Raw genomic sequence first — 20,122 nt, 5'->3', positions numbered from 1 at the left:
CCCAACCCAACCACCTCAGGTGACGATTTCGGCGCTGGTGCGGCGGCGTTTCCCCGACGAATTGCCCAACTGCGCGGTGACTACCCTCGGACGGGTGCAGGCGCAGCGGCTGATCTTCACCGGACACATCGCCGGTTTCGGCACCGCCGCCGGGGTTCGGCTGGTCGTCGGATGCTGGGACCAGTCACCGTTCGGCTCGTTCACCGACGTGATGGTGCAGACCGCCGCCGACGAGCGCATCCTGCTTGCGCCCAGCGCCGAGGTGGCCGATTTCGTGGCCTCGACCTACCGCTTCGACCGCGTGGAACTGGGGTCGGTGACCGCGGGGCTGTCCGCCGATCGGCTCGACGTCGCCGCCCCCGGGCTGGCCGTGCGCATCGCGATCGGCGGGCCGGCCCCGCTGGACCGGCTGCTGCGGTTGGTGCCCGCCCGGCTGGCCACCGCGCCCTGGTGGCTCGCCGCCATCGACCCGATCGCGGCGCGCATCGTGCCCGGTGTGCACACCGCGGGCAGCGCCGGAAACGGTCGCCGGGAGTATTACGGTGTGCGGCGTTCCCGCCGCGTCGTGGGCGCCCACGGCAGCTTCGAGGGTCGCGACCTCGGCGAGGTGGCGCCGCTGCTGCCGCCGGTGGGGTTCGGGTTCTCCTCGGCGCCGCCGGCTCCGCAGATCGTGTCCGTGACGACGACGATCGATATGCCCGCGTCAGCTCTCGGGTGACACCGGGGTCGACTCGGGGGTCAGCACCGCCCACAGCAGGCGCGCCGCGTGCCGAGCGGTGTCGTCGGGAACGATCGGGATGCCGATGGCGGGCTGCTCGGCGGGTGATCCGCTGATGTGTTCCACCAGCGCCACCGCCAGCGACCGCAGCTTCACATTGGATTCGTGGCTGGCCCGGCGCAGCGTCGCCCACGCGGTGTCGGCATCGCAACCGAGCCGGCCCATGATGGCGCCCTTGGCCTGCTCGATGGCTCCGCGCGACTGCAGCACCGCCAGCATGTCGGCGATTGCGGTGCCGTCCTGGGTGCCCGCCGACAGCATCGCCGCGAAGACCAGCTGCTCGTAGCCGATGAGCGTCGTCACCGTGGCGGCGGTGGCGGGCCGGTTCAGGGCGGCCGACAGCACCACCGTGCCGTCCGCCTTCCAGACTCCCGGCACCGCGACCGCGCCCTGGATGTCGCGCCACGCCTCACGGTGTTCGGGGGCGCGTGCCTGCATGGCTTCCAGCGTCAACTCCGGCCAGCGGTCATCGGACCATAGATCCAGCGTCAGCACCGGGACCTGATGGGCGAACGCATCGATCACCGGACCGCCGAGCCCGGCAATCTGGGCGGCGACGATCTCGCCACCGAGCCCACGGGCGGCCAGCACCGCCATCTCATCCTCGTCGAGGCGCCGGTCGTGGACGGTCACCGCCAGCCCGACGGCGTCGGGCAGGTCGCGGTGGACCCGCTCGAGGATTCGTTCGAACAACTCGCTCTGCTGGGCCTGATCGCGGGGATGGAACTCCGGGACGGGCATGGTGCGCCTCACTCCTTGGTGACGACGGTGGCGACTCGGTCCAGGCCGGAGATCCCGAGCAGCGTCCTGATGGGTCCCGCCGAGGCCACGATCATGGTGAGCTCGGTGGTGGCGGCCACGGCGAACAGCGCACGGACGGCGGCACTGTCGCAGTAGGTGACTGCGGCCAGGTCGACGGTCAGCGTGGGGGCACCGGCGGCTGCGGTGGCCATCACATTCTGGAACTCGGCGACATTGGCCAGATCGATGTCACCGGCGGCGACCACGCGGGCCGAGTCCAGGCCGGGAGCCGCCGTGACCTGGAATTGGGCCTCGGTCATGAGCGCAACTCCTCGGGCGTCTCGACGGTGGTTCCATGTTCGGTGGCGTTGTCGGGCGAAGCTCTCCGGCAGCCATTGGCGGAAACGATGATTCGCGGACGGCCGTTACCGACCGAGGTCAGTACAACTTTAGGCCGGAGCCCGGCCGTGTTTCGGCGCGCTTCATCCACCAGCGATCTCCCGTCGTCCTTTTCCCGCCCCCCGACGACGCAATCGCGGCAGCTTATCAAGCCGATCGCCGGGTCAAGCAACGTGCGGAGCCGAAGTCGCGGGGCAATGTCGCGTGCCTGGTCACTTTGCCCGCCTTTACGGTTTCTCCCGAAGTGCCCCGGTCCAAGCCGTTAGGCTCTGCGCAGGGCCGGCGGGGGCACAGGGCCCTGCGGCCAAGACCTAGAGGGTGGAAGATGCTCCGCGAATTCGTCATCGCAGCAGCCGTCGTCGGCACCGCATTGGGGGTGGCGCCGACGGCCGTCGCCGACGAGCCGCATGGTCCGTTTCCCGGTGACCCACCCGGGATGAGCTACGACGCCTATCTGAGCGCGCCGTGCTATCGCTGGGACCGGTTCGTGTTCGGGCGCGGCCCGGGCGGCGAACCGCTGGCGTGCCACTGGATTCCCGGACAGTCACCCATCGGCATGGACCGGCCACCGGAGGGCGTCGGCTTCTGGGTGCTCTCGCCCAAGATCTACGGCGTGCAGCAGGTCGGCGCGCCCTGCCCGGGCTCGCAGGCGGCTGCCCAGTCTCCCGACGGCCTGCCCATGCTGTGCCTGGGTGCGCAGGGCTGGCAGCCGGGATACCTGACGGCGGGCGACTGGGGTAACGGGAGTTCGTTCGTCCCGGCCGGCTAGCGTGCGCGCGTCGCCGGCCGGGAACGACCGGGCTCAGACGGCCGCGGCGGCCTCGTTGGCCTCTTCAAGCCGACCGCTGGCCTCGAGGTACTCCTGCACCCAGCGCTCGATCACCCCAGAGGTCTTCTCTACCTTGGTGAACTGACCCACGACCTGACCGACGGGGTTGAACGCGACGTCGACGGTCTCGTTGGGGAACCGGCTCGTGGCGGCCACCGCCATACCGGAGACCATGTACTGCAACGGCATTCCGAGCGGCTCGGGGTTGCCCGGCGTCTGCCAGGCCTCGGTCCAGTCATTCTTCAGCATCCGGCAGGGCTTGCCGGTGAACGAACGGCTGCGCACGGTGTCGCGGCTGGACGCCTTCACATAGGCGGCCTGCTGCACCGGGGTGTTCTCGGCCTCTTCGACCATCAGCCACTGGGAGCCCGACCACGCGCCCTGGCAGCCCAGCGCCAGCGCCGCAGCGATCTGGTAGCCGCTGCCGATACCACCGGCGGCCAGCACCGGTCGCGGGGCGACCTCCTTGACGACCTGCGGCCACAGCACGATCGAACCGACCTCACCGCAGTGGCCGCCGCCCTCACCGCCCTGAGCGATGATGATGTCGACGTCGGCCTCGGCATGCTTGCGAGCCTGGGCCGGGGAGCCGCACAGCGCGGCGACCTTGCGGCCCGCGTCGTGGATGTGCTTGATCATGTCGGCCGGCGGGGTGCCCAGCGCGTTGGCGATCAACGTGACCTTGGGGTGCTGGAGAGCCACCTCGACCTGGGGGGTCGCAGTCGCCTCGGTCCAGCCGAGCAGTTGCAGGGCGTTGGAGTCGGCATCCTCGACCGGCACGCCGTGGTCGGACAGGAGCTTCTTGGCGAAGTCGAGATGCTGCTGGGGCACCATCGACTGCAGCATCTTGGTGAGCTCGTCGGTGGACATGTTGGCGTCCATGCCCTCGTACTTGTTGGGGATCACGATGTCGACACCGTAAGGATGGTCGCCGATGTGCTCATCGATCCACTTCAGCTCGATCTCGAGCTGTTCGGGCGTGAAACCGACCGCGCCGAGGACACCGAAGCCGCCGGCCTTGCTGACGGCCACGACGACGTCGCGACAGTGGGTGAACGCGAAGATGGGAAACTCGATACCGAGCTCGTCGCAGAGGGCAGTGTGCATGAAACCGGCTCCTTAAGCAGGGCATGTCCGTTAAGCAGGCATGGTCAGACTGGAACGTGTTCTAGTTTAGTACGACGGGGACGCGCCAGTTCCAGGTATCCGGCATCGGCGACCCGACGAATGACTATCGACTCACCCATCCGGGTCGGAGCACCAGGAACGCCCCGAGGAGTACCGTCGACCGTGTGCTCGGTGGGAGCACCGATCGATGATGGGGTTCATCATGGTCCGAACCCGGCGCATCGCGACGATCGCGGTGGCTGCAGCCGCACTGGCGGTGGCACTGGCGCCTGTGGCCGCCGATGTTCTCGACATGCCGGCAACGGCCAATAGTGCCGCACCCGATTGCGTGAACGGTGTGGTCCCGCTGAATCCCTACGTGGTCAATTGCAACCTGCCGCCGCGTGGACGGCAGGTAATTGGCGCCGCCCCGGACGCCGGGGCGATCATCGCCTGCCGCCACGTGCCGATCTGCATCTCGTACTACGTGAACTATCCCGGCACCCTGCTGGTGCCGGGATACCGTCCCTAGGGCTTCGAGCCGACCCCGCTGCGTCCGCCGACCACGAACGAACCGGCCACGACGAGCACGCCGATGACGGCCAGCGGAATCGACCAGGTGCGCCGCTGCGACACCGACGACTGGCACTGCGCCACGTAATCGGTGTGGGGGACAACCTCATTGAGGATCGGCACGTTGGCAACGGTCTTGCTGTTCGCCTCGCGCGCACCGGACAGGTCGGCCGACAGGGCGTTACCGCACCCGATGTTGCCGCCGTTGCCGTCCGAGGTGGAGACCGGCAGCAACAACGCAATCACACCGACCACGAGCAGGGCCGCACCAACCGCCAAGACCAAGCGACGCACTGTCACGTCTGTTCTCCTTCACATCCGCCGAATCGGTGCGCTGTCTACCCGGACACCGCGGCGGCCAAACGCAGCCGTCGACGGCTACGGCGCGGTGTAGAGGGCGACCTCGGAGACCAGCGGCAGGTCCAGGGTGGTGCGGATACCCGGTGGCGCGGCGATCACCGCGGGGATCGCGTTGACGATGCGGCCGGCGGCGGCCGCGATGGCGGCGTAGTTGTGGTCGCCCTTCTTGCTCGTGGGGCAGATGTCGACGACGTAGGACGGCTCGCCGGTGATCTGCACCCGGTAAGACCCGCCGGGTTGGGCCGGCTGGGCCCAGTCCGGGCGCAGGTCCTCGCGGAGCCGGGTGACGTGCTCGACGACGATCGCTGCTTGGTCGCCGACCATGCCGTTGATCTCGAAGCGCACGGCGGCGACCCCGCCCTTGGGGATGTGGCCGGCGGCGATGTCGAAGGCTTCGGGCGCAGGCTCGCGTTCGTAGCTCTCGGTGATCGAGGTCAGGGAGATGTTGAGGCCGGCGGCCAGCTGGCGGATCCCGCAACCCCAGGCGATGCCGAGCACGCCCGGCTGAAACAGCATGGGCACCTCGTCGAGCGCCTGGCCGAATCCCATGACCTCGAACATGACGGTGGCGCCGTCGTAGGTGGCGTAGTCGGCGATCTCCATGCAACGCACCTGCTGGATGCTCTGACAGGTGCTGGCGAAGGCCAGGGGGATCAGGTCGGTGATGAAGCCCGGGTCGACGCCGTTGATGTAGATGCTCGAATCACCCGCTCGCCCAGCCTCTTCCAACGGCTCGATGTACTTGTCTGGCATCACCCCCCAGGGGTACTGCAGCACGCCGGGAGCCGAGCCCACCACGTTGATGCCGGCGGCCAGGATCTTGCGGACGTCGGCCATCGCCTGGGGCATGCGGTTGTCGCCCATCGCGCAATAGACCGCACACTCGGGCTCGGTAGCCAGCACGGTATCGAGGTCCTTGGTCGCGTGGATCCCGGTCGTCACATCCAGGCCGGCCAGCTCGCCCGCGTCCTTGCCCACTTTCTCGTCGGTGGAGACGCACAGCCCGGTGAGCTCGAACGCCGGGTTTTCGATCAGCTCGGATAGGGCTATCCGGCCCACGTTTCCGGTGCCGATGTGGGCAACGCGGATGGCCATGGAGTCTCCTCACGCTCGGGTCTGGGGTGCGTTCAGTATGCGCACTCGGCAGCAAAACTGGAACAAGTTCTACTTTTGAAACCCCTGCGGTAGCCTGTCGGCTCATGGGACGCGTAGACGACAAAGTGGCCATCATCACCGGTGGCGCACAGGGGATGGGTGCCGCCGACGCGCGGATGCTCGTCGCTGAGGGCGCCAAGGTGGTGATCGGGGACATCCTCGACGACAAGGGCAAGGAGCTGGCCGACGAGCTCGGTGACGCCGCCCGCTACGTACACCTCGACGTCAGTGACGCCGATCAGTGGCAGGCCGCCGTCGAGCTCGCGATCACCGAGTTCGGCAAGGTCAATGTGCTGGTGAACAATGCGGGCATCGTGCAGGTCGCGCCGCTGAAGTCGCTCGACGTCGAGCGCTGGAAGAGGGTCCTCGACGTCAACCTGACCGGCGCGCTGCTGGGTATCCAAGCTGTCCTGCCGTCGATGAAGGAGTCCGGTGGCGGCTCGATCATCAACGTGTCGTCCATCGAGGGCATGCGCGGTGCGGCCTGGGTGCACAGCTACGTCGCATCGAAGTGGGGTCTGCGCGGGCTGACCAAATCGGCCGCGCTCGAGTTGGCCCCGGACAACATCCGGGTCAACTCGGTGCATCCCGGCTTCATCCGCACGCCGATGACCAAGCACCTGCCCGACGACATGGTCAGCGCCCCGCTGGGCCGTCCGGGCAAGCCGGAAGAAGTGGCCACCTTCATCGTGTTCCTGGCCAGCGACGAGTCGTCGTTCTCCACCGGTTCGGAGTATGTCGTCGACGGCGGATTGATCACCGACGTACCGCACCGCGCTATGTGACGGTCCGGCTTCAGCCCCTGCCGTTGCGTCGGGCTCGCAGCGCAAGGGAGCTGAACGTCGCACCCAGGGCGGCCCGCCCCAGGGCCGGGAAGTGGCCGATAGCGTTCGCCGCGCCACCCCGACGGCCGGGGATGGTCAGGTGCAGCACCGGCCAGTCGTTGGCGGCGGCCTTGGCCGCCAGGCCGCTGCGCGGGTTCACCGGGCGGGGGTGGCCCACCAACGACATCAGCGCGGCATCCTCGTCGCCGTCGGCGTAGAAGTAGCTGCGGGCCAGATCGACGTCGTTGTCGGTGCAGAATCGCTGTACCGCGGCGGCTTTCTGCCGTCCCCACACGATCGGCTTGGTGACCGAGCCGGTCAACAGCCCGGCGTCGTCGAGCTCGAAGGTGTTGCACACGACGTGGGTGATGCCCAGCGCGCGGGCCACCGGCTCGGCATGGATGGTCAGCGCCGAGGAACTGAGCACCACGGTGTGGCCGCGGTCTCGATGTGCGGAGACGATCTCGCGCATCAGCGGGTAGACCCGTTGGGCCACCTGCTCGGCGAACAACCGCTCGCCGATCTGGTCGAGTTCGGTCAGGGACTCACCGCGCAGATAGCCCGCCGCCCGGACCAGCAGCCGCTCGAACTGCATCCGGCCGAGTTTGTAGCGCAGCGATGCTTCGACCACCCCGAGGACCTCACCGATCCTGGCCTGGCCGCGGCGAATTCGGTCACTGGCGTGCGCGGTGGCGGTGAACCCTGCCACCAGAGTCCCGTCCAGGTCGAAGAACGCCCCGATCCTCGGACCGGACGGGCTCTGGGCGATCTGTGCCAGCGGATCCGATGTCAGCGTCACCTCACCATCATGGCTGAGCATCACGGGAATGCGGCGCGGCGTCGGGCGTTGGACAGGCACATGAAACTCAACGACGCCGCGCGCAACCTGATCGGGTCCGGTGCCGACGCCACCCTGGTGACCCTCAACCCCGACGGCAGCCCGCAGGTGTCGCTGGTGTGGGTGGCCGTCGAGTCCACCGCCGACGGTGACGAGTTGGTCGTCGGTCATCTCTCGGAGCACAAGAAGGTGCGCAACGTCCGCCGTGACGGCCGGGTGGCGCTGACCATCGTCTCGCCCGAGCCGGGCGAGGTGATGCGCCCGTACCTGTCGGTGACCGGGACCGCCCGCATCGTCGACGGCGGGGCCGCGGAGGTCCTGCGGGAGCTGGCCGCGGTGATGATCAAGGCCGACGGCGTGCCGTTTCCGCCCGACAACGCGCCACCCGGGTACCTCACCCGCATCCGCATCGACTCGGTCGGCGGCGTCGGGCCCTGGACAAGCTGAGCGCAGATGTCTAACCGCTGCGCTCGGCGGTGTCGTGCGCGGCGGCTTCCAGTTCCTCTTCCCACGCACCCTCGTCGCGCCCGAGCGCGATCGTCGCCGCGGCCATGGCTCCCACCGCGATGGCCAGCACCGCCGCGGCCGGTTTGCTGACCGCCAGGTGCTCGCCCAGTACCACCTCACCCAGCAACACCGCGACCATCGGTTCGAGCACCAGCATCGCCGGCACCGAGGCCCGCAGGGAGCCGGCGTGGAACGCCGACTGCTGTAGCAGGGTCGCGAGCACGCCAACGGCGATCAGCACGTACAGCGCCGGCGAGGTCACCACGCGCAGCAGGCTGCCTTCCCGCACGATCTGCATGACCAGCTTGGTCAGCACCGCCACCACGCCGAACAGCACGCCGACCCCCACCGCCAGCAGGATCGCGCGGCGCCAGTCCGAGAACCGGACCGCCACCGCCAGACAGCCCGCCACGAACGCCAGACTGATCCCGGCCACGACCAGAGCGGGCAGCTGCGAACTTTCGTAATCGCCGGGCTTGGTCCGGGCCAGCGACACGAACACCCCCAACGCCACCGTCAGCAGCACCGCCCATCCCCATTCGGCGCGGGTGACGCGCCGGTGGGCCAGTCGGGCGCTCAGCGGTAACGCGAACAACAGCGCCGACACCAGCAGCGGGGCGACCAGCAGCAGTGAGCCGTACGCCAGCGCAACGGCTTGGAACGCGTACCCGGTCACTGCGGCAGCGGTGCCCGCCCACCACAGCCGCCGGCGCAGCAGGGTCGAGACCATCACGGTGCTGACGCCCTGATCGCGAGGGACGTCCATGGTGGCCCGCTGACGGACCACGATGCCGACGGCGGCGAACACCGCACCGGCGAGGGCGGCTGCCACGACGAGCGCGTGCTGCAGCAATGTCCGTCCCTTCCGATCGGTTACGCCGGTGCCGATGCCTAGACCCGACCCTAAGGCAAGCCGGGTGCGCGTGAGTGTCAGCGCACCTGGACGACCACCGGGGTGCCGTTGTACCCGGTGACCCTGACCCAGGCCGGGGCCGGGCCGGAACCCGGCACCCGCCCCGTGATCTCGACGGTCTCGCCGGGGAACACCGTGACGTAGTTGTCGTCGTACTCGATCGGCAGGATCTCGTCGGCCAGCGGGCTGGACAACAGCTCGGCCCGCTCAAAGAAGGCGATCCGCGGGGTCGGGTTGTGCAGGCTGATCGTGACCTCGCGGCCCGCGTCGGCGCCACCGCGGGCGCTGACGTCCAGGGGCACCTTAGGTAGGTAGTTCAGCGCGGTCATGTCGGCCCAGCTGACCTGTTTGGAATCGAAGGCCGCGTCGTTGCTCGGCGGCCCGACGTCGTCGACCTGGCGGGATTGCCAGTACACGTTGTCGGCGACCACGGCTCCGGTGTCGTCGAGCAGTTCGCAGCGGACGAAGAACACCGGTGAGTCGGGCGGGCCGGGCGGCAGCGTCATCGCCTGCACCGCTGCGCCGGCATCGACGGTGACGTCGTCGGCCGACCGGTCGTCGCGCAGGGCACCCTTCAGGTCGTAGGTACGCACCCGCACGCGCAGGTTCGTCTTGGTGTCGGGGGTCTGGTTGACGACGCTGACCTTGGCCTGTCGGTGATTGCCGGTCGCGTAGGAGTCAAAGACCACCGACAGCGGCCGCAAGCCCTTCTTGGCGCCGTAATAGGCCCCGCCGGGACGCAGGTAGTAGTCGAAAATGTTGCCGAAGAACGAGGGCCAGTGGCTGTTGAGCATCCAGTAGATGGTCATCTTGTGCCCGTCCCAGCCGTTGGCGGCGAACGACTCGAACTGCGCGCGGGTGGCCTCGTAGTGCGCCAATTGCGCCTTGTCGGCGAACATCTGGGCGCTGGTCGATCGGCCGTAACGCCGGTCGATAACCCGCTGGATGTTGATCAGCCGCGAGTTCTGCGGCCCCGACCCGGCATGGAAGAACCAGGTGTCGTTGATCGGCCACAGCTTGTCCGGCGGGATGAACTCTCGCAGGCTCGCAAACGGCGGGATGTGCTCGTTGTCGCCCTGCTCGGCCGACGCCCCGCGGGCCGCGCCGTAGCGGCCGCTGAACCAGTAGGACGGCGGACGCCAGCTGTAGGGCCCGGCCATCTGAATGCCGTCCCACAGGGCCTGGCCGTCGGCGTCGCGGTTCAACGACGACACCGTGTCGACGGTGGCGTTCTGCCAGTGCAGGTCGGTCAGGATCTGGTGGTAGTCAGCCAGCACCTCGGCCGGCGGGCGCCCGTCGCTGGCGTTGGCCCAGACGAACACCGAGGCATGCGACCGCAACATGTCGATCTGGGACCGCATGCTCTCCTGGGCGACCCAGCGGTCCTCGTCATCCCACTGCTGCCACTTCTCCCACTGGTTGCAGCACATCCAGCCGTACATCAGCGGGATGCCCAGCTCGTCGGCCATCTCGACGAAGCGTTGCGAGGAGATCTTGGATTCCAGCCGCAACATATTCAGCCCGAGGTCCTTGACGTAGCCCAGGATGGCCGCGTCCCGGTCGGGGTCGTACTTGTAGAGCAGATCGGGTGTGTAGGTCGCCCCGCGAACCAGGAAGTTCTTGCCGTTGACCTTCAGGTAGAAATTGCCACCGGTGCCCAGTTCGGCGAAGGTGTCGTCGGCGTCGCGGCCCTGGGTGATGGTGCGGATGCCGAACTTCAGCGTCGAGGTCTCGGTGACCTCGCGGTTCTGGATGAATTCCAGGCGCAGGTCGTATAGGTCGGGTTTGCCCATGGTGTAGGGCCACCACAGATCGGGGTGGTCGACCGTCAGCGCGGCGAAGCGGTCCGGGCGCAGCGTGACCTCCCGCTGTTCGCCGGCCGCCAGTGACACCGGCTCGTCGACGTGGATGGGGGCCTTGCCGTCGCGGGTGATGGTCGCCCGCAGCACGCCGCGGACCCGGCCGGCGGAGTAGTTGTGCAGCGTCGTGTAGACGGTCAGCCGGGCGCTGTCGGTGTCGGGCAGCGGCAGGTCGGTGTTGACCGTCGCCGCACCGATCGAAACCGGTCCGGATGTCCTGAGGTACACCGGTTTCCAGATGCCCGCATTGCGATCCGGCACGAACGAGTTGCCGTTGGCCGGGTTCTTGTCCGAGCCCTGGTAGCCCAGATAGCGCCAGTTGATCCAGTCGTACCAACTGTCGGCCAGTTCGACCCCGTTGACGTCCTGGATGGCCCGTTCTGGGGTCACCTTGACGGCCAGGGTGTTGGGTTTGCCCGGCTCGAGCCATCGCGTGACGTCGAGCGCGTGGTCGTTGTACATGCCGACGATCTGGCGGTTGTCGGCGACCCGGTGACCATTGAGCCAGACCTCGGCGCGGTAGTTGATCCCGGGGAAGTCCAGTACATAGGTGGGGTAATCCGACGGCGCGGTGAACGTGGTCCGGTACCACCAGTCCTGTTTGTAGAGGTCCTGCGGGACCTCCTCGAGCAGGTTCTTCCCGTAGTAGAGATTCGGGTACACGCCGTCGTCCTGGAGGGTCTGCAGGACGGTGGCCGGCATCCGGCGCACCGGGTGCCAGGCGGAGTCGTCGTAGCCGGCACCCGAGATCGCCGCCCCGTCGGCGGGCAGCCCGAGCGCCGTGGACAGCTTCCAGCCGGTGGACAGTTCGATGTTCTGCGCCGGGTGCGGCGCCGGTCCGGCGAACATCCGCACATCGCCGGCACACACCAGCAGGAGCACGACGGCGACGATCGCCCCGAAGGTCTTCGCCACCGTCCCAGAACTCCTCGTGTCTTCAGGTGCGGCAGGACAGCGCACAGGTAACCGGGCAGCTGCCGCGCGTTCATCTTGGCAGAGCCGCGGCGCGTCCGTCGCCCCCGGTTTGTGTAAGACGCGGCACAGACATCGGCCCCAACCTGGCGCTGGCTGAGGGCGGTCCGCTGGTCAGGGCCCGATATCGACGCCGTCTCGGCGTGGACGCCGCCGAACTCAGGCTGCCGTTCTACGCTTACGCCATGACCGATCACGACCGCGCCGCCGCCCGCCGCGAGATTGCCGATGCCCTGCTGACCGCGCTCGAGCGCCGGCACGAGGTGCTCGACGTCATCGTGGATTCGAGCGACCGGGCTTCGGCTGTCGACGCCATCACCGCACTGTTAGGCACCTCACGCCTGGGCAGTGAAGCTGTCATGGGGATGTCGTTCGACCAGCTGACCAAGGACTCCCGGCGGCGCATCGCCACCGAACTCGACGACCTCAACAGCCAACTGTCCTTCACCCGCGCCGAGCGCCCGGCCAGTTCCGACGACAGCCTGCAACTGCGCCCCTTCTCCCACGAAGCCGATCGGGACATCTTCGGCGTCCGCACCCAGGAGGTCGGCGCCGCCGGCGACGGTTCGGGAGCCCCCGCCGGTGATCTGGACGATGAAATCTCCTCGGCGCGTGATCGTCTGAGTGCCGAGGAGGCGGCCTGGTTCGTCGCCGTCGACGGCGAACACAAGGTCGGCATGGTGTTCGGCGAACTCGTCGACGGCGAGGTCAACCTGCGGATCTGGATTCACCCCGAGCATCGGAAGAAGGGCTACGGCACCTCGGCGCTGCGCAAGTCCCGCTCGGAGATGGCCGCCGCGTTCCCCGCGGTGCCGTTGGTGATCCGGGCGCCGGGCGCCGCACCGCGCTGACCCGCCCTGCGTACCCTCGCACGGTATGAGTACGCGCGCGGGAATCGTGGTCACCGGCACCGAAGTCCTGACCGGACGCGTTGCCGACCGCAACGGGCCGTGGGTCGCCGACCGGCTGCTGGAGCTGGGTGTCGAGCTGGCCCACATCACCATCTGCGGTGATCGCGCCGCCGACATCGAAGCCCAGCTGCGGTTCCTGGCCGCCGAGGGGGTCGACCTGATCATCACCAGCGGCGGCCTGGGGCCGACCGCCGACGATATGACCGTCGAGATGGTGGCCCGCTTCAGTGGCCGCGAGCTGGTGCTGGACGCGGACCTGGAAGCCACGATCGCCGACATCCTGAAGAACCTGATGGCCCGCTACTCGCGCGTGGATTTCGACGCGGTCCTCGCGGCCAATCGCAAGCAGGCGATGGTCCCGGTGGGCGCCCACATCATCGACCCGGTCGGGACCGCGCCGGGAGTGGTGGTACCCGGCACACCGACGGTGGTCGTTCTTCCCGGCCCGCCGCGCGAACTGCAGGCGATGTGGGCGGCGGCGGTGGCCAGCGAGCCGGTGCAGCAGGCGATCGCCGGCCGGACGGTCTACCGTCAGGACACCGTGCGCATGTTCGGCCTGGCCGAATCGGGGCTGGCCGAGACGCTGCGGGAGGCCGAACGCGACATTTCCGGGTTCACCAACCTGGAGATCACCACCTGCTTGCGGCGCGGCGAGGTCGAGATGGTCACCCGCTACGAGCCGCAGAGCGCCGACATCTACCGGCAGCTGATGGACCTGGTGCGCGACCGGCACGGCTCGACGCTGTTCTCCGAGGATGGGTCGCTGGTCGACGATCAGGTGGCCACCTTGCTCGCGGGTCGGCGGATCGCAACGGCCGAATCCTGCACAGCCGGACTGCTCGCCGCCCGGCTGACCGAGCGCCCCGGCTCGTCTGCCTACGTCGCGGGTGCGGTGGTGGCCTACTCCAATGACGCCAAGGCCGGCGTGCTCGGTGTCGACCAGGCACTCATCGAGGCGCATGGGGCGGTGTCCCAGGAGGTGGCGGAGGCGATGGCGGCGGGAGCGTTGCACCGCTTCGGCGCCGACACCGCGGTCGCGATCACCGGGATCGCCGGGCCCGGTGGGGGAACACCGGCCAAACCGGTGGGCACCGTCTGGTTCTGTGTGATGCTGGCCGACGGTAGGACGGTTACCCGGTCGCTGCGGTTGCCCGGTGAGCGTGCCGACATCCGGGAGCGTTCCACCACGGTGGCCATGCATCTGCTCCGGCGGACGTTGCTCGGGCTGGACGAGCCCGGCTAAGCCAGCCGGATGGCCGTGCCCCGGACCGCTGCGTCGTCGTGATGTCCCGGCGCGACGACTGGGTCGGCGGTCTCGACGGGGTTGCACAGTGCGAACATCCGGGCCCCGAGATCGACCAGTTCGACGATGATCTCGACCCGGTCGAGACCCGCGTCGAGTGCTTGATCGAGCAGCATGATGATGTCGTCGCGGCAAACATCGGCGGCGTCGACTGGGGCACCGGAATCGTGCGCCTTCCGGGCCGTGTGGATCATCCGCCAGGCGTACTTCCGCTCGTCGAGGTCGTTCATCGGTGCACCCTTTCGGCGGCGGTGCGGCGACGTGGCCGTCGGTGCACCTGTTGCGGTGGTTTCGCCTTCACCCTGCCCGGCGCCGCGGCCGCCGCCCAGGGACTTGTGGCCCACACCTAGGGGGGCATAGGGCATAACAAACAGACCAATGGTCGAAACACACATGAACACACGGCGCAATTGCCGGCCTCGGTTGCATTCACTGACGTACCGTAAAACGGTCCCATTCAGCGCGACCCAAATTGGGGGAGAGCTTTCATGCGAAAATTCGTTTTGGGTATTGCAGCCGCAGGCATGATCGCCGGTTCACTGGCCGGTGCGCAAACATCCAATGCAGCCGCCACCAACAATGCGACCCCTTCCACGCCGAACAATTCGGCGCCGTATATCAGCGCGCTGGATTGCCAGGGCTCCACGGGCAACATGGGCTGCGGCGCGGGCTTCTACTGGCGTGACGGCTGGCGCGGCTGGGGCTGCTACCCCTGCTGAGCTGAGCACCACCGCGCTGTGATCACCCGATAGCAACCACTGCACCCGAACGGAAGACTTCGCCATGAACCCTCGTCGTCTCGGTGGCCTCACCGCCGCCGCGTTGCTGTCCGTGGGCCTGTCGGCTGGTGCCGGCCTGGCCGTGGCATCGCCCGATGACTACACCGTTTTGCTCATCGACCCCAATGTGGTGACCGACTCGCAGGCCTACACCCCGGGGCCGCCGACCCTGAATCCGGGCGGTCAGCCCGGGGCGATGACGGTCTACACCCATCGCGACGGCCGCACGATCACCGATACTGTCTGGGTGCTGACCGACCCGGGCGCCGCCTCAGGCGCGATCGATCAGGCAAAGGGCCTCACCCCGGTCGGGAACCAGAAGACCGTCTCGGTTCCGGTGGGGTCGGGCGGACAATTGGTCACCGGAACCTCGCCCGACGGGACGCGGTCGGTGAGCGTTCTGTATTTCACCGAGGGCAATGCCGCGTCGTCGATCGAATTCACCGGTCCCGAAGGCGATCCGGTGCCCTCGGATTTGGTGATCGAGATGGGGCAGCAGCAAGACGCGTTGATCAAGAGCCAGCTGGGCACCTGAGCGCACCTCAGTAGCGACGCACAACCCGCGATCCGTCACGGGTTTTCGTCGCGGTCCCAGATCTCGAGCATCGTATTCAGAATGTGTTCGGCGCGGCCCATTCCGGCGAGGTGGCTTTCACCGGGCAGCTGGTAGAGCTCGGCGTCCGGGAGACGGGAGACCACGTGCCGGCCGTGTGCGAACGGCACGATGTGGTCGCGGTCGCCGTGCCACCACCGGATCGGGACCTTGACCTCATCGAGGCGGAACCCCCAATCGCGGGCGAAGACCACGATGTCGGCGAACGGTGCTGCGAGTTGCTTGCGGCTGCCGTTGAGCAGGTCGTCGAGGAACATGGCCTTGAACTCGGGCCGCACCAGCATCTTGCGGTCCGCCTCCGGTGAGATCCCGGCGTAGATCAGCAGGGCCGGTTCGGCCACCGGCCTGACCAACCGGATCATGGTGCTGGCGGCGAGGCGGATCGGGCCGCCGGCGACCTCGATGATCGGAGCCGCGAAGGTCCCCAACTTCATCAGTCCGCCGCCGATGGCATCCGGTCCGACGGTGGGTGCCACCCCGCCGAGTACGCCGGCCGCCACGATCCGGTCGGGCATCGCGGCCGCGCAGGCCAGGGTGTACGGCCCGCCTCCGGAGAGCCCGACCACCGCCATCTTCTCCACGCCCAGGGTGTCGGCGATCACCGTCATGTCGGCGGTGAAGGCCAGCACGTTCTCGTATTGGAACGGGGTGGACGACCCGATGCCGGGCCGGTCGATTCCGATCAGCCTGACATTGTGCTGTTCGGCGAAGACGCGTGCTTCCATGGGGATCTGGCGGCGGGCCCCCGGAGTGCCGTGCAGCCAGAAGACGGCCCGGCCCTGGGCGGCACCGAATTCGGCGAAACCGATCCGGCGGTCATCGCCGACGGCGATGCTGCCTTCCAGTTTGGGACGCGCGATAGCGACAACCATCGGCACAGTCTGTCACGCGGGGCAGCGGGCGCTGCTCGGTTCGACCGAAGGCCGGCCGCCCCAGCCGGCCTCAGGACACGGGTGCGCCGAGCCAGCCCGGCGGGCGCCGCTGGATCCAGGGCATGGCCTGCTCGAGCTGGGCCGCCAGTTGCAGCAGGACCGTCTCGTCGGGTGCCATCAACTGAACACCGATGGGCAGGCCGTCCTCGGTGACGGCCAGCGGAAGCGAGATGGCTGCCCAGCCGGTCACATTGGCCATGCACGTCCACCCGGTGTGGGCGAACTCGATGTCGAAGAAGGCCCGGGTGGTCCCACGGGGCTGGTCCAGCACGCCGTACGACGGTGGCGGCGCGAGCAGCGCGGGCACCAGCAATACGTCGTGGGCCGCCATACCCGCGACGAACTGGCGGGTTTGGGCGTGGATGGCCTCGATCGCGCCGGCGTAGTCGATACCTAGGGTGGTGAATCCTTCCCGCATCATCACCCAGCTGCTCGGCTCGAACTCGTCTTCGCGTGGGTCGCGGCCCAGATGTGCCTTCGCCAGGTTGTACAGCCCGACGTTGCTGACGTTGTGCAGGACGGCGATCGCGTCGGCGACGGCGTCGGCGTCGAAGGCGGGCGCCCCGGGTTCGATCCGGTGGCCCAGCGCCTCGAGGGCGCGGCCGGTGGCATCGACGGCGGCCGCGATGCGTTGATCGGTGGCCGGCGCGGGGAACGGTGAGTGCGTGGCGATCAGGATCCGCTGCGAGGCCGGCGTCTGTTCGATGGCGCGCAGGAAAGGCAGGTCGGGCGGCGGGGCGCTGTAGGGGTCGCCGGGCGCGGCCCCGGTCACCGCGTCGAGCAGGGCGGCGCTGTCGCGGACCGTCCGGGTCAGCGCGTGCTCGACGGCCAACCCTTCGAGCAGGTGCCCGGCCGGCGCGAACGAGGTGCGTGCGCGCCGCGGCTTGAGGCCGACCAGGCCGCAGCAGGCCGCGGGTATGCGGATCGACCCGGTTCCGTCACCCCCCGAGGCGGCCGGAACGACGCCGGCAGCCACCGCCGACGCCGACCCGCCGCTGGAGCCACCCGGTGTGATGGCGGCCGACCACGGGTTGACGGTGGGGCCGAACAGCGACGGCTCGGTGGTGCAGTGATTGCCCCACTCTGGGGTGTTGGTCTTGCCGAACACCAGCAGCCCGGCGGCCAGATAGCGCTCGACGATCCATGCGGTGTGGGTGGCGATATGGGTGCGCAATGCCCGGGATCCCATCGCCTCGCGGGCACCGGTCAGGGAGGCGCCGAGGTCCTTGAGTAGGAACGGGACGCCGGCCAGCGGGCCAGCTTCCCCGGCGCGCAGCACCCCCGACTCGTCGAGGGCGAGCGCCTGGCTACGGCCCCGTTCGAACAGGTCGGTGATGACGGCGTTGAGGCTGCGCGCACCGTCCAGCCGGGTGATCGCGGCGTCGAGCAGCTCCGTTGCCGATATCTCTCCGGAGGCGGCGAGCTCCGCCTGTCCGATGGCATCGAGGTCCGCGAGTTCAGCGGCCAGTTTCACATCCATTGTCACGGATCCTTGCCGCCGTTGCGTCCGGCGGCAAGCCGGGACGAAAAGATCAGTTGCCGCCGGGGGAGACGAGTTCGCTCGACGAGTTCTGCGCGTTGGCGGCCTGCTCGGCGGCGGCCTCCTTGGCGGCCTGTTCGTCCTCGGCGGCTTTCTCGGCCTGGCCCTCGGGGCTGGCCAGCGAGTTGCCGGACTGGGCGGCCGTCGCAAGCTTGGCATTGCAGTTCAGGTAGAGCAGCACCGTGTCGGTGACGGGCGAGAAGTTGTCGCCCTTGAGCCACGGCGCGGATTGTGAGCGGGTCACCACACAATCACCCTGGCCGACCGCATCGCCGACCGCGGAGGCGATCACCGCCTTCTTTCCCGCACCGCTGATGGCCGAGGAGGCATCGGAATAGGACTGCCCAGCGTAGGCATCGGCCTGCGCAACACCGGAACCCCACGCGAGCGACATCGCACCCAGAGCGATACCGCCCAGTCCGAGTCGAATGAGCTTGGTCATGGCGATCGTCCTTACGCTTGTCTCGACATGCTGCGTCACTGTCGCCGGGACGCGAAAACACAGGTTAGAACCACTGTCTGGCAAGTAGCTGGGGGATCGCTGATGTCGTGCTGGCAGCCGGACCGCCGGCTCTTTGCCTGCCGGAATCCCGTTCGTCACTTCGCCGAAAACGTCTGGTCGGGCCCGCGGGGTTGACTGGGCGCATGCCAGAATCTACGACCCTCGGGGCATCAGACTCCGAAACCGCTTCTGCTGTAACAACAGACGACGAGACCCTGCCGGGCGAGGCGGCCGACCGGGAACGGCCGGAACCGCGGCTGAACATCGTCATCCGTCAGGTCCTCGAGCGTCAGATCGCGGCCGGGCAGGCGCTGAGCAGCCAATTGCTCAATGCCGCAACGGATGTCACCACGGCCATCGCCCACGCCCCGGCAACCTTCGCCGGAGCGATCCAAGAGGGCGACACCATCGGCACGGCCTGGACGCGAACCGGCACCGACGTGCACGGGGTGGCCGACGACGCCGGCGGGCGGGTGCGTACCGCCCTCGTCAGCTACATCGGCCATCAGGCCACCCTGCCGGTCGCTGTCCTCGGTTGCGTCGGCGAGATCGCCGGGTCGCTGGCCTCCGCTCAGGGCACGGTCGCGGGCTCGGCTCTCGACGGCGCCTTCGCCGTGGCGGCCGCCGCCACGAGCGGCGACAACGTCCGCCAGGCGGTCGGCCGCAACATGGGGGACGTTCGGGCCACCGCCGTCGCTGCCAGGTGTGACCTCGACGATTCGGTGAAGCGGGCCGGGCTGGAGGTGCGGCAGGCCGTGGGCGGGGATCTCGAACCGCTGGTCGCCGCGATCACCGGCGCGGACGAGGATTGTTGACGGACAACGAACTTCAGGTGACCGACAGCACACCGGCGCGCGTGTCGCCGCGGCCGGCAGCGGGTGGCTGGCACAGTGGAGCCATGACACAGAGTCGACGACGGTCGCGCTCTTGGCGCCACCCGCTGTCGCTGGGGTTCGAGGCCCATCGCGGGTTGCTGCTGCTTCGGCTGCACTGGCACGAGCGCAGTACCCGGCGTTCGGTGTCGTCAGGCACCGGCTCGCCTTCCCGCTGAGCGGGCGCTCGGCGCGGCTGGGCCGGGAAAGTTTGGGATCGGTAGCCGAGAACACTGGCTGTACTTCCTTCGTGACGGTGCCACCGAGGCGCCGCACGAGCGAAGGGAATACACGTGAAGCGAGTTCTCGCGGTCGGTGTCGGCGTGATCGCCTCCAGCATGCTGCTGATGGCCTGCTCCGACAACAACAGCAGCGGCAAGGGCACCGTCTCGGCGACCGGTTCCGCGCCGGCCAGCTCTGCGGTGGCCACCGGCGGCAAGACGTCGGTCAAGGTCGAGGGAAACGACCTGCAGGGCCTGGACCTGAACACGGTGACGTGCGTCAAGCAGGGCGGAACGATCAACATCGCCAGTGGAGCGATCGGTGGCCAGCAGGGGCTCGGTGTGGTCATGACCGACGGGTCGCCGCCGAAGGTGCAGTCACTGGGGATGGTCGTCGATGGCAACGCACTCGCGGTAAGCGACACCATGGGAGTCAAGACCGGTTCTGCGGACGTGAAGGTGGACGGCACCACCTACACGATCATCGGTGAGGCGGCCGGCGCCGACATGAAGAACCCGATGGCCGGGATGATCACCAAGAAGTTCGAGATCAGCGTCACCTGCAGCTAGTGACGGGTGGCCACCGTGAAGGAC

General features: G+C 68.4%; 23 protein-coding genes. 11 read left to right on the top strand and 12 right to left on the bottom strand.

The features are described 5' to 3' along the window. The first annotated feature begins 19 nt into the window (after window positions 1-19). Window positions 20-718 (top strand): hypothetical protein, encoded by a 699-nt coding sequence (locus ADBZ9K_RS04215; protein ID WP_526618708.1) that lies wholly within the window; start codon window positions 20-22, stop codon window positions 716-718. Here ADBZ9K_RS04215 and ADBZ9K_RS04210 read toward each other — a convergent pair. Together ADBZ9K_RS04210 and ADBZ9K_RS04205 are read right to left on the bottom strand one after the other, a co-directional pair. Then, window positions 704-1,519, bottom strand: a complete 816-nt coding sequence (locus ADBZ9K_RS04210) for an ANTAR domain-containing protein (protein ID WP_526618707.1) — start codon at window positions 1,517-1,519, stop codon at window positions 704-706. The genes ADBZ9K_RS04215 and ADBZ9K_RS04210 overlap by 15 nt on opposite strands. Window positions 1,520-1,527: 8 nt before the next feature. Then, window positions 1,528-1,839: an STAS domain-containing protein gene (locus ADBZ9K_RS04205; RefSeq protein WP_526618706.1), complete on the bottom strand. Its 312-nt coding sequence runs from the start codon at window positions 1,837-1,839 to the stop codon at window positions 1,528-1,530. Between the two features lie 404 nt (window positions 1,840-2,243). Here ADBZ9K_RS04205 and ADBZ9K_RS04200 point away from each other — a divergent pair, with 404 nt between their 5' ends. After that, window positions 2,244-2,687, top strand: coding sequence for a hypothetical protein (locus ADBZ9K_RS04200; RefSeq protein WP_526618705.1), 444 nt, complete (start codon window positions 2,244-2,246; stop codon window positions 2,685-2,687). Window positions 2,688-2,720: 33 nt separating this feature from the next. Here the strand turns inward: ADBZ9K_RS04200 and ADBZ9K_RS04195 are convergent, their stop codons facing one another. Next, window positions 2,721-3,854 (bottom strand): nitronate monooxygenase, encoded by a 1,134-nt coding sequence (locus tag ADBZ9K_RS04195; protein ID WP_526618704.1) that lies wholly within the window; start codon window positions 3,852-3,854, stop codon window positions 2,721-2,723. Between the two features lie 208 nt (window positions 3,855-4,062). Between ADBZ9K_RS04195 and ADBZ9K_RS04190 the strand changes: the two genes are divergently transcribed. Continuing rightward, window positions 4,063-4,386 carry a hypothetical protein gene (locus ADBZ9K_RS04190; RefSeq protein ID WP_526618703.1) on the top strand — a complete coding sequence of 108 codons (324 nt, stop codon included), beginning with the start codon at window positions 4,063-4,065 and terminating at the stop codon, window positions 4,384-4,386. On the opposite strand, the gene ADBZ9K_RS04185 is transcribed toward ADBZ9K_RS04190, so the two are convergent. Together ADBZ9K_RS04185 and ADBZ9K_RS04180 are read right to left on the bottom strand one after the other, a co-directional pair. Beyond that, entirely contained in the window at window positions 4,383-4,727 is a 345-nt protein-coding gene (locus ADBZ9K_RS04185; protein ID WP_526618702.1) for an aminopeptidase, read from the bottom strand. The genes ADBZ9K_RS04190 and ADBZ9K_RS04185 overlap by 4 nt on opposite strands. A 78-nt stretch (window positions 4,728-4,805) precedes the next feature. Then, window positions 4,806-5,882, bottom strand: coding sequence for an NAD(P)H-dependent amine dehydrogenase family protein (locus ADBZ9K_RS04180; protein ID WP_526618701.1), 1,077 nt, complete (start codon window positions 5,880-5,882; stop codon window positions 4,806-4,808). Window positions 5,883-5,986: 104 nt separating this feature from the next. Here ADBZ9K_RS04180 and ADBZ9K_RS04175 point away from each other — a divergent pair, with 104 nt between their 5' ends. Continuing rightward, a complete protein-coding gene (locus ADBZ9K_RS04175) occupies window positions 5,987-6,727 on the top strand; it encodes a glucose 1-dehydrogenase (RefSeq protein ID WP_526618700.1) in 741 nt (246 codons plus the stop codon). 10 nt (window positions 6,728-6,737) lie between these two features. Here the strand turns inward: ADBZ9K_RS04175 and ADBZ9K_RS04170 are convergent, their stop codons facing one another. Next, window positions 6,738-7,586 (bottom strand): HAD family hydrolase, encoded by an 849-nt coding sequence (locus tag ADBZ9K_RS04170; protein WP_526618699.1) that lies wholly within the window; start codon window positions 7,584-7,586, stop codon window positions 6,738-6,740. Window positions 7,587-7,625: 39 nt separating this feature from the next. On the opposite strand from ADBZ9K_RS04170, the gene ADBZ9K_RS04165 reads away from it, so the two are divergent. Further along, complete coding sequence (locus tag ADBZ9K_RS04165) at window positions 7,626-8,051, top strand: PPOX class F420-dependent oxidoreductase (protein ID WP_526620718.1); 426 nt, start codon at window positions 7,626-7,628, stop codon at window positions 8,049-8,051. Between the two features lie 10 nt (window positions 8,052-8,061). On the opposite strand, the gene ADBZ9K_RS04160 is transcribed toward ADBZ9K_RS04165, so the two are convergent. Both ADBZ9K_RS04160 and ADBZ9K_RS04155 read right to left on the bottom strand, forming a co-directional pair. Then, window positions 8,062-8,964, bottom strand: a complete 903-nt coding sequence (locus ADBZ9K_RS04160) for a DMT family transporter (RefSeq protein WP_526618698.1) — start codon at window positions 8,962-8,964, stop codon at window positions 8,062-8,064. A 77-nt stretch (window positions 8,965-9,041) separates the two neighbouring features. Beyond that, on the bottom strand, window positions 9,042-11,798 hold the full coding sequence (locus tag ADBZ9K_RS04155) for a glycoside hydrolase family 2 protein (RefSeq protein WP_526618697.1): 2,757 nt from the start codon (window positions 11,796-11,798) through the stop codon (window positions 9,042-9,044). A 242-nt stretch (window positions 11,799-12,040) separates the two neighbouring features. On the opposite strand from ADBZ9K_RS04155, the gene ADBZ9K_RS04150 reads away from it, so the two are divergent. Together ADBZ9K_RS04150 and ADBZ9K_RS04145 are read left to right on the top strand one after the other, a co-directional pair. Further along, window positions 12,041-12,706 (top strand): GNAT family N-acetyltransferase, encoded by a 666-nt coding sequence (locus tag ADBZ9K_RS04150; RefSeq protein WP_526618695.1) that lies wholly within the window; start codon window positions 12,041-12,043, stop codon window positions 12,704-12,706. A gap of 25 nt (window positions 12,707-12,731) precedes the next feature. Then, window positions 12,732-14,009 carry a competence/damage-inducible protein A gene (locus tag ADBZ9K_RS04145; protein ID WP_526618694.1) on the top strand — a complete coding sequence of 426 codons (1,278 nt, stop codon included), beginning with the start codon at window positions 12,732-12,734 and terminating at the stop codon, window positions 14,007-14,009. Here the strand turns inward: ADBZ9K_RS04145 and ADBZ9K_RS04140 are convergent. After that, a complete protein-coding gene (locus ADBZ9K_RS04140) occupies window positions 14,006-14,299 on the bottom strand; it encodes a hypothetical protein (RefSeq protein WP_526618692.1) in 294 nt (97 codons plus the stop codon). The two genes, ADBZ9K_RS04145 and ADBZ9K_RS04140, sit on opposite strands and share 4 nt — an antisense overlap. 258 nt (window positions 14,300-14,557) lie before the next feature. Here ADBZ9K_RS04140 and ADBZ9K_RS04135 point away from each other — a divergent pair, with 258 nt between their 5' ends. Both ADBZ9K_RS04135 and ADBZ9K_RS04130 read left to right on the top strand, forming a co-directional pair. Continuing rightward, window positions 14,558-14,788: a hypothetical protein gene (locus ADBZ9K_RS04135; protein ID WP_526618690.1), complete on the top strand. Its 231-nt coding sequence runs from the start codon at window positions 14,558-14,560 to the stop codon at window positions 14,786-14,788. 64 nt (window positions 14,789-14,852) lie between these two features. Beyond that, entirely contained in the window at window positions 14,853-15,383 is a 531-nt protein-coding gene (locus tag ADBZ9K_RS04130) for a hypothetical protein (protein ID WP_526618689.1), read from the top strand. A gap of 35 nt (window positions 15,384-15,418) precedes the next feature. Here ADBZ9K_RS04130 and ADBZ9K_RS04125 read toward each other — a convergent pair whose 3' ends face one another. The 3 genes from ADBZ9K_RS04125 to ADBZ9K_RS04115 form a co-directional block, all read right to left on the bottom strand. Continuing rightward, window positions 15,419-16,333 (bottom strand): alpha/beta fold hydrolase, encoded by a 915-nt coding sequence (locus ADBZ9K_RS04125; protein WP_526618687.1) that lies wholly within the window; start codon window positions 16,331-16,333, stop codon window positions 15,419-15,421. 70 nt (window positions 16,334-16,403) lie between these two features. Continuing rightward, the gene (locus ADBZ9K_RS04120) at window positions 16,404-17,873 is read right to left on the bottom strand and encodes an amidase (RefSeq protein WP_526618686.1); all 1,470 of its coding nucleotides are present in this window, start codon (window positions 17,871-17,873) and stop codon (window positions 16,404-16,406) included. 52 nt (window positions 17,874-17,925) lie between these two features. After that, window positions 17,926-18,375, bottom strand: a complete 450-nt coding sequence (locus ADBZ9K_RS04115) for a hypothetical protein (protein ID WP_526618684.1) — start codon at window positions 18,373-18,375, stop codon at window positions 17,926-17,928. 203 nt (window positions 18,376-18,578) lie between these two features. Between ADBZ9K_RS04115 and ADBZ9K_RS04110 the strand changes: the two genes are divergently transcribed. Both ADBZ9K_RS04110 and ADBZ9K_RS04105 read left to right on the top strand, forming a co-directional pair. Continuing rightward, entirely contained in the window at window positions 18,579-19,250 is a 672-nt protein-coding gene (locus ADBZ9K_RS04110) for a hypothetical protein (RefSeq protein WP_526618682.1), read from the top strand. A gap of 350 nt (window positions 19,251-19,600) precedes the next feature. Continuing rightward, a complete protein-coding gene (locus tag ADBZ9K_RS04105; RefSeq protein ID WP_526618681.1) occupies window positions 19,601-20,098 on the top strand; it encodes a lipoprotein LpqH in 498 nt (165 codons plus the stop codon). The last annotated feature ends 24 nt before the right edge of the window (window positions 20,099-20,122 follow it).

The sequence above is a fragment of the Mycobacterium sp. genome, from assembly GCF_965229265.1.
Lineage (GTDB): Bacteria > Actinomycetota > Actinomycetes > Mycobacteriales > Mycobacteriaceae > Mycobacterium.
The sequence above is the reverse complement of the archived record's forward strand: the minus strand, read 5'-3'. Positions and strand labels throughout refer to the sequence as shown.

What these genes read in the sequence shown, in the direction of transcription:
- ADBZ9K_RS04170 (WP_526618699.1), bottom strand. Translation starts at nt 7,586, where the DNA reads ATGCTCAGCCATGATGGTGAGGTGACGCTGACATCGGATCCGCTGGCA.
- ADBZ9K_RS04125 (WP_526618687.1), bottom strand. Translation starts at nt 16,333, where the DNA reads ATGGTTGTCGCTATCGCGCGTCCCAAACTGGAAGGCAGCATCGCCGTC.
- ADBZ9K_RS04145 (WP_526618694.1), top strand. Translation starts at nt 12,732, where the DNA reads ATGAGTACGCGCGCGGGAATCGTGGTCACCGGCACCGAAGTCCTGACC.
- ADBZ9K_RS04115 (WP_526618684.1), bottom strand. Translation starts at nt 18,375, where the DNA reads ATGACCAAGCTCATTCGACTCGGACTGGGCGGTATCGCTCTGGGTGCG.
- ADBZ9K_RS04135 (WP_526618690.1), top strand. Translation starts at nt 14,558, where the DNA reads ATGCGAAAATTCGTTTTGGGTATTGCAGCCGCAGGCATGATCGCCGGT.
- ADBZ9K_RS04130 (WP_526618689.1), top strand. Translation starts at nt 14,853, where the DNA reads ATGAACCCTCGTCGTCTCGGTGGCCTCACCGCCGCCGCGTTGCTGTCC.
- ADBZ9K_RS04165 (WP_526620718.1), top strand. Translation starts at nt 7,626, where the DNA reads ATGAAACTCAACGACGCCGCGCGCAACCTGATCGGGTCCGGTGCCGAC.
- ADBZ9K_RS04140 (WP_526618692.1), bottom strand. Translation starts at nt 14,299, where the DNA reads ATGAACGACCTCGACGAGCGGAAGTACGCCTGGCGGATGATCCACACG.
- ADBZ9K_RS04110 (WP_526618682.1), top strand. Translation starts at nt 18,579, where the DNA reads ATGCCAGAATCTACGACCCTCGGGGCATCAGACTCCGAAACCGCTTCT.
- ADBZ9K_RS04205 (WP_526618706.1), bottom strand. Translation starts at nt 1,839, where the DNA reads ATGACCGAGGCCCAATTCCAGGTCACGGCGGCTCCCGGCCTGGACTCG.
- ADBZ9K_RS04175 (WP_526618700.1), top strand. Translation starts at nt 5,987, where the DNA reads ATGGGACGCGTAGACGACAAAGTGGCCATCATCACCGGTGGCGCACAG.
- ADBZ9K_RS04200 (WP_526618705.1), top strand. Translation starts at nt 2,244, where the DNA reads ATGCTCCGCGAATTCGTCATCGCAGCAGCCGTCGTCGGCACCGCATTG.
- ADBZ9K_RS04120 (WP_526618686.1), bottom strand. Translation starts at nt 17,873, where the DNA reads ATGGATGTGAAACTGGCCGCTGAACTCGCGGACCTCGATGCCATCGGA.
- ADBZ9K_RS04180 (WP_526618701.1), bottom strand. Translation starts at nt 5,882, where the DNA reads ATGGCCATCCGCGTTGCCCACATCGGCACCGGAAACGTGGGCCGGATA.
- ADBZ9K_RS04210 (WP_526618707.1), bottom strand. Translation starts at nt 1,519, where the DNA reads ATGCCCGTCCCGGAGTTCCATCCCCGCGATCAGGCCCAGCAGAGCGAG.
- ADBZ9K_RS04190 (WP_526618703.1), top strand. Translation starts at nt 4,063, where the DNA reads ATGATGGGGTTCATCATGGTCCGAACCCGGCGCATCGCGACGATCGCG.
- ADBZ9K_RS04195 (WP_526618704.1), bottom strand. Translation starts at nt 3,854, where the DNA reads ATGCACACTGCCCTCTGCGACGAGCTCGGTATCGAGTTTCCCATCTTC.
- ADBZ9K_RS04150 (WP_526618695.1), top strand. Translation starts at nt 12,041, where the DNA reads ATGACCGATCACGACCGCGCCGCCGCCCGCCGCGAGATTGCCGATGCC.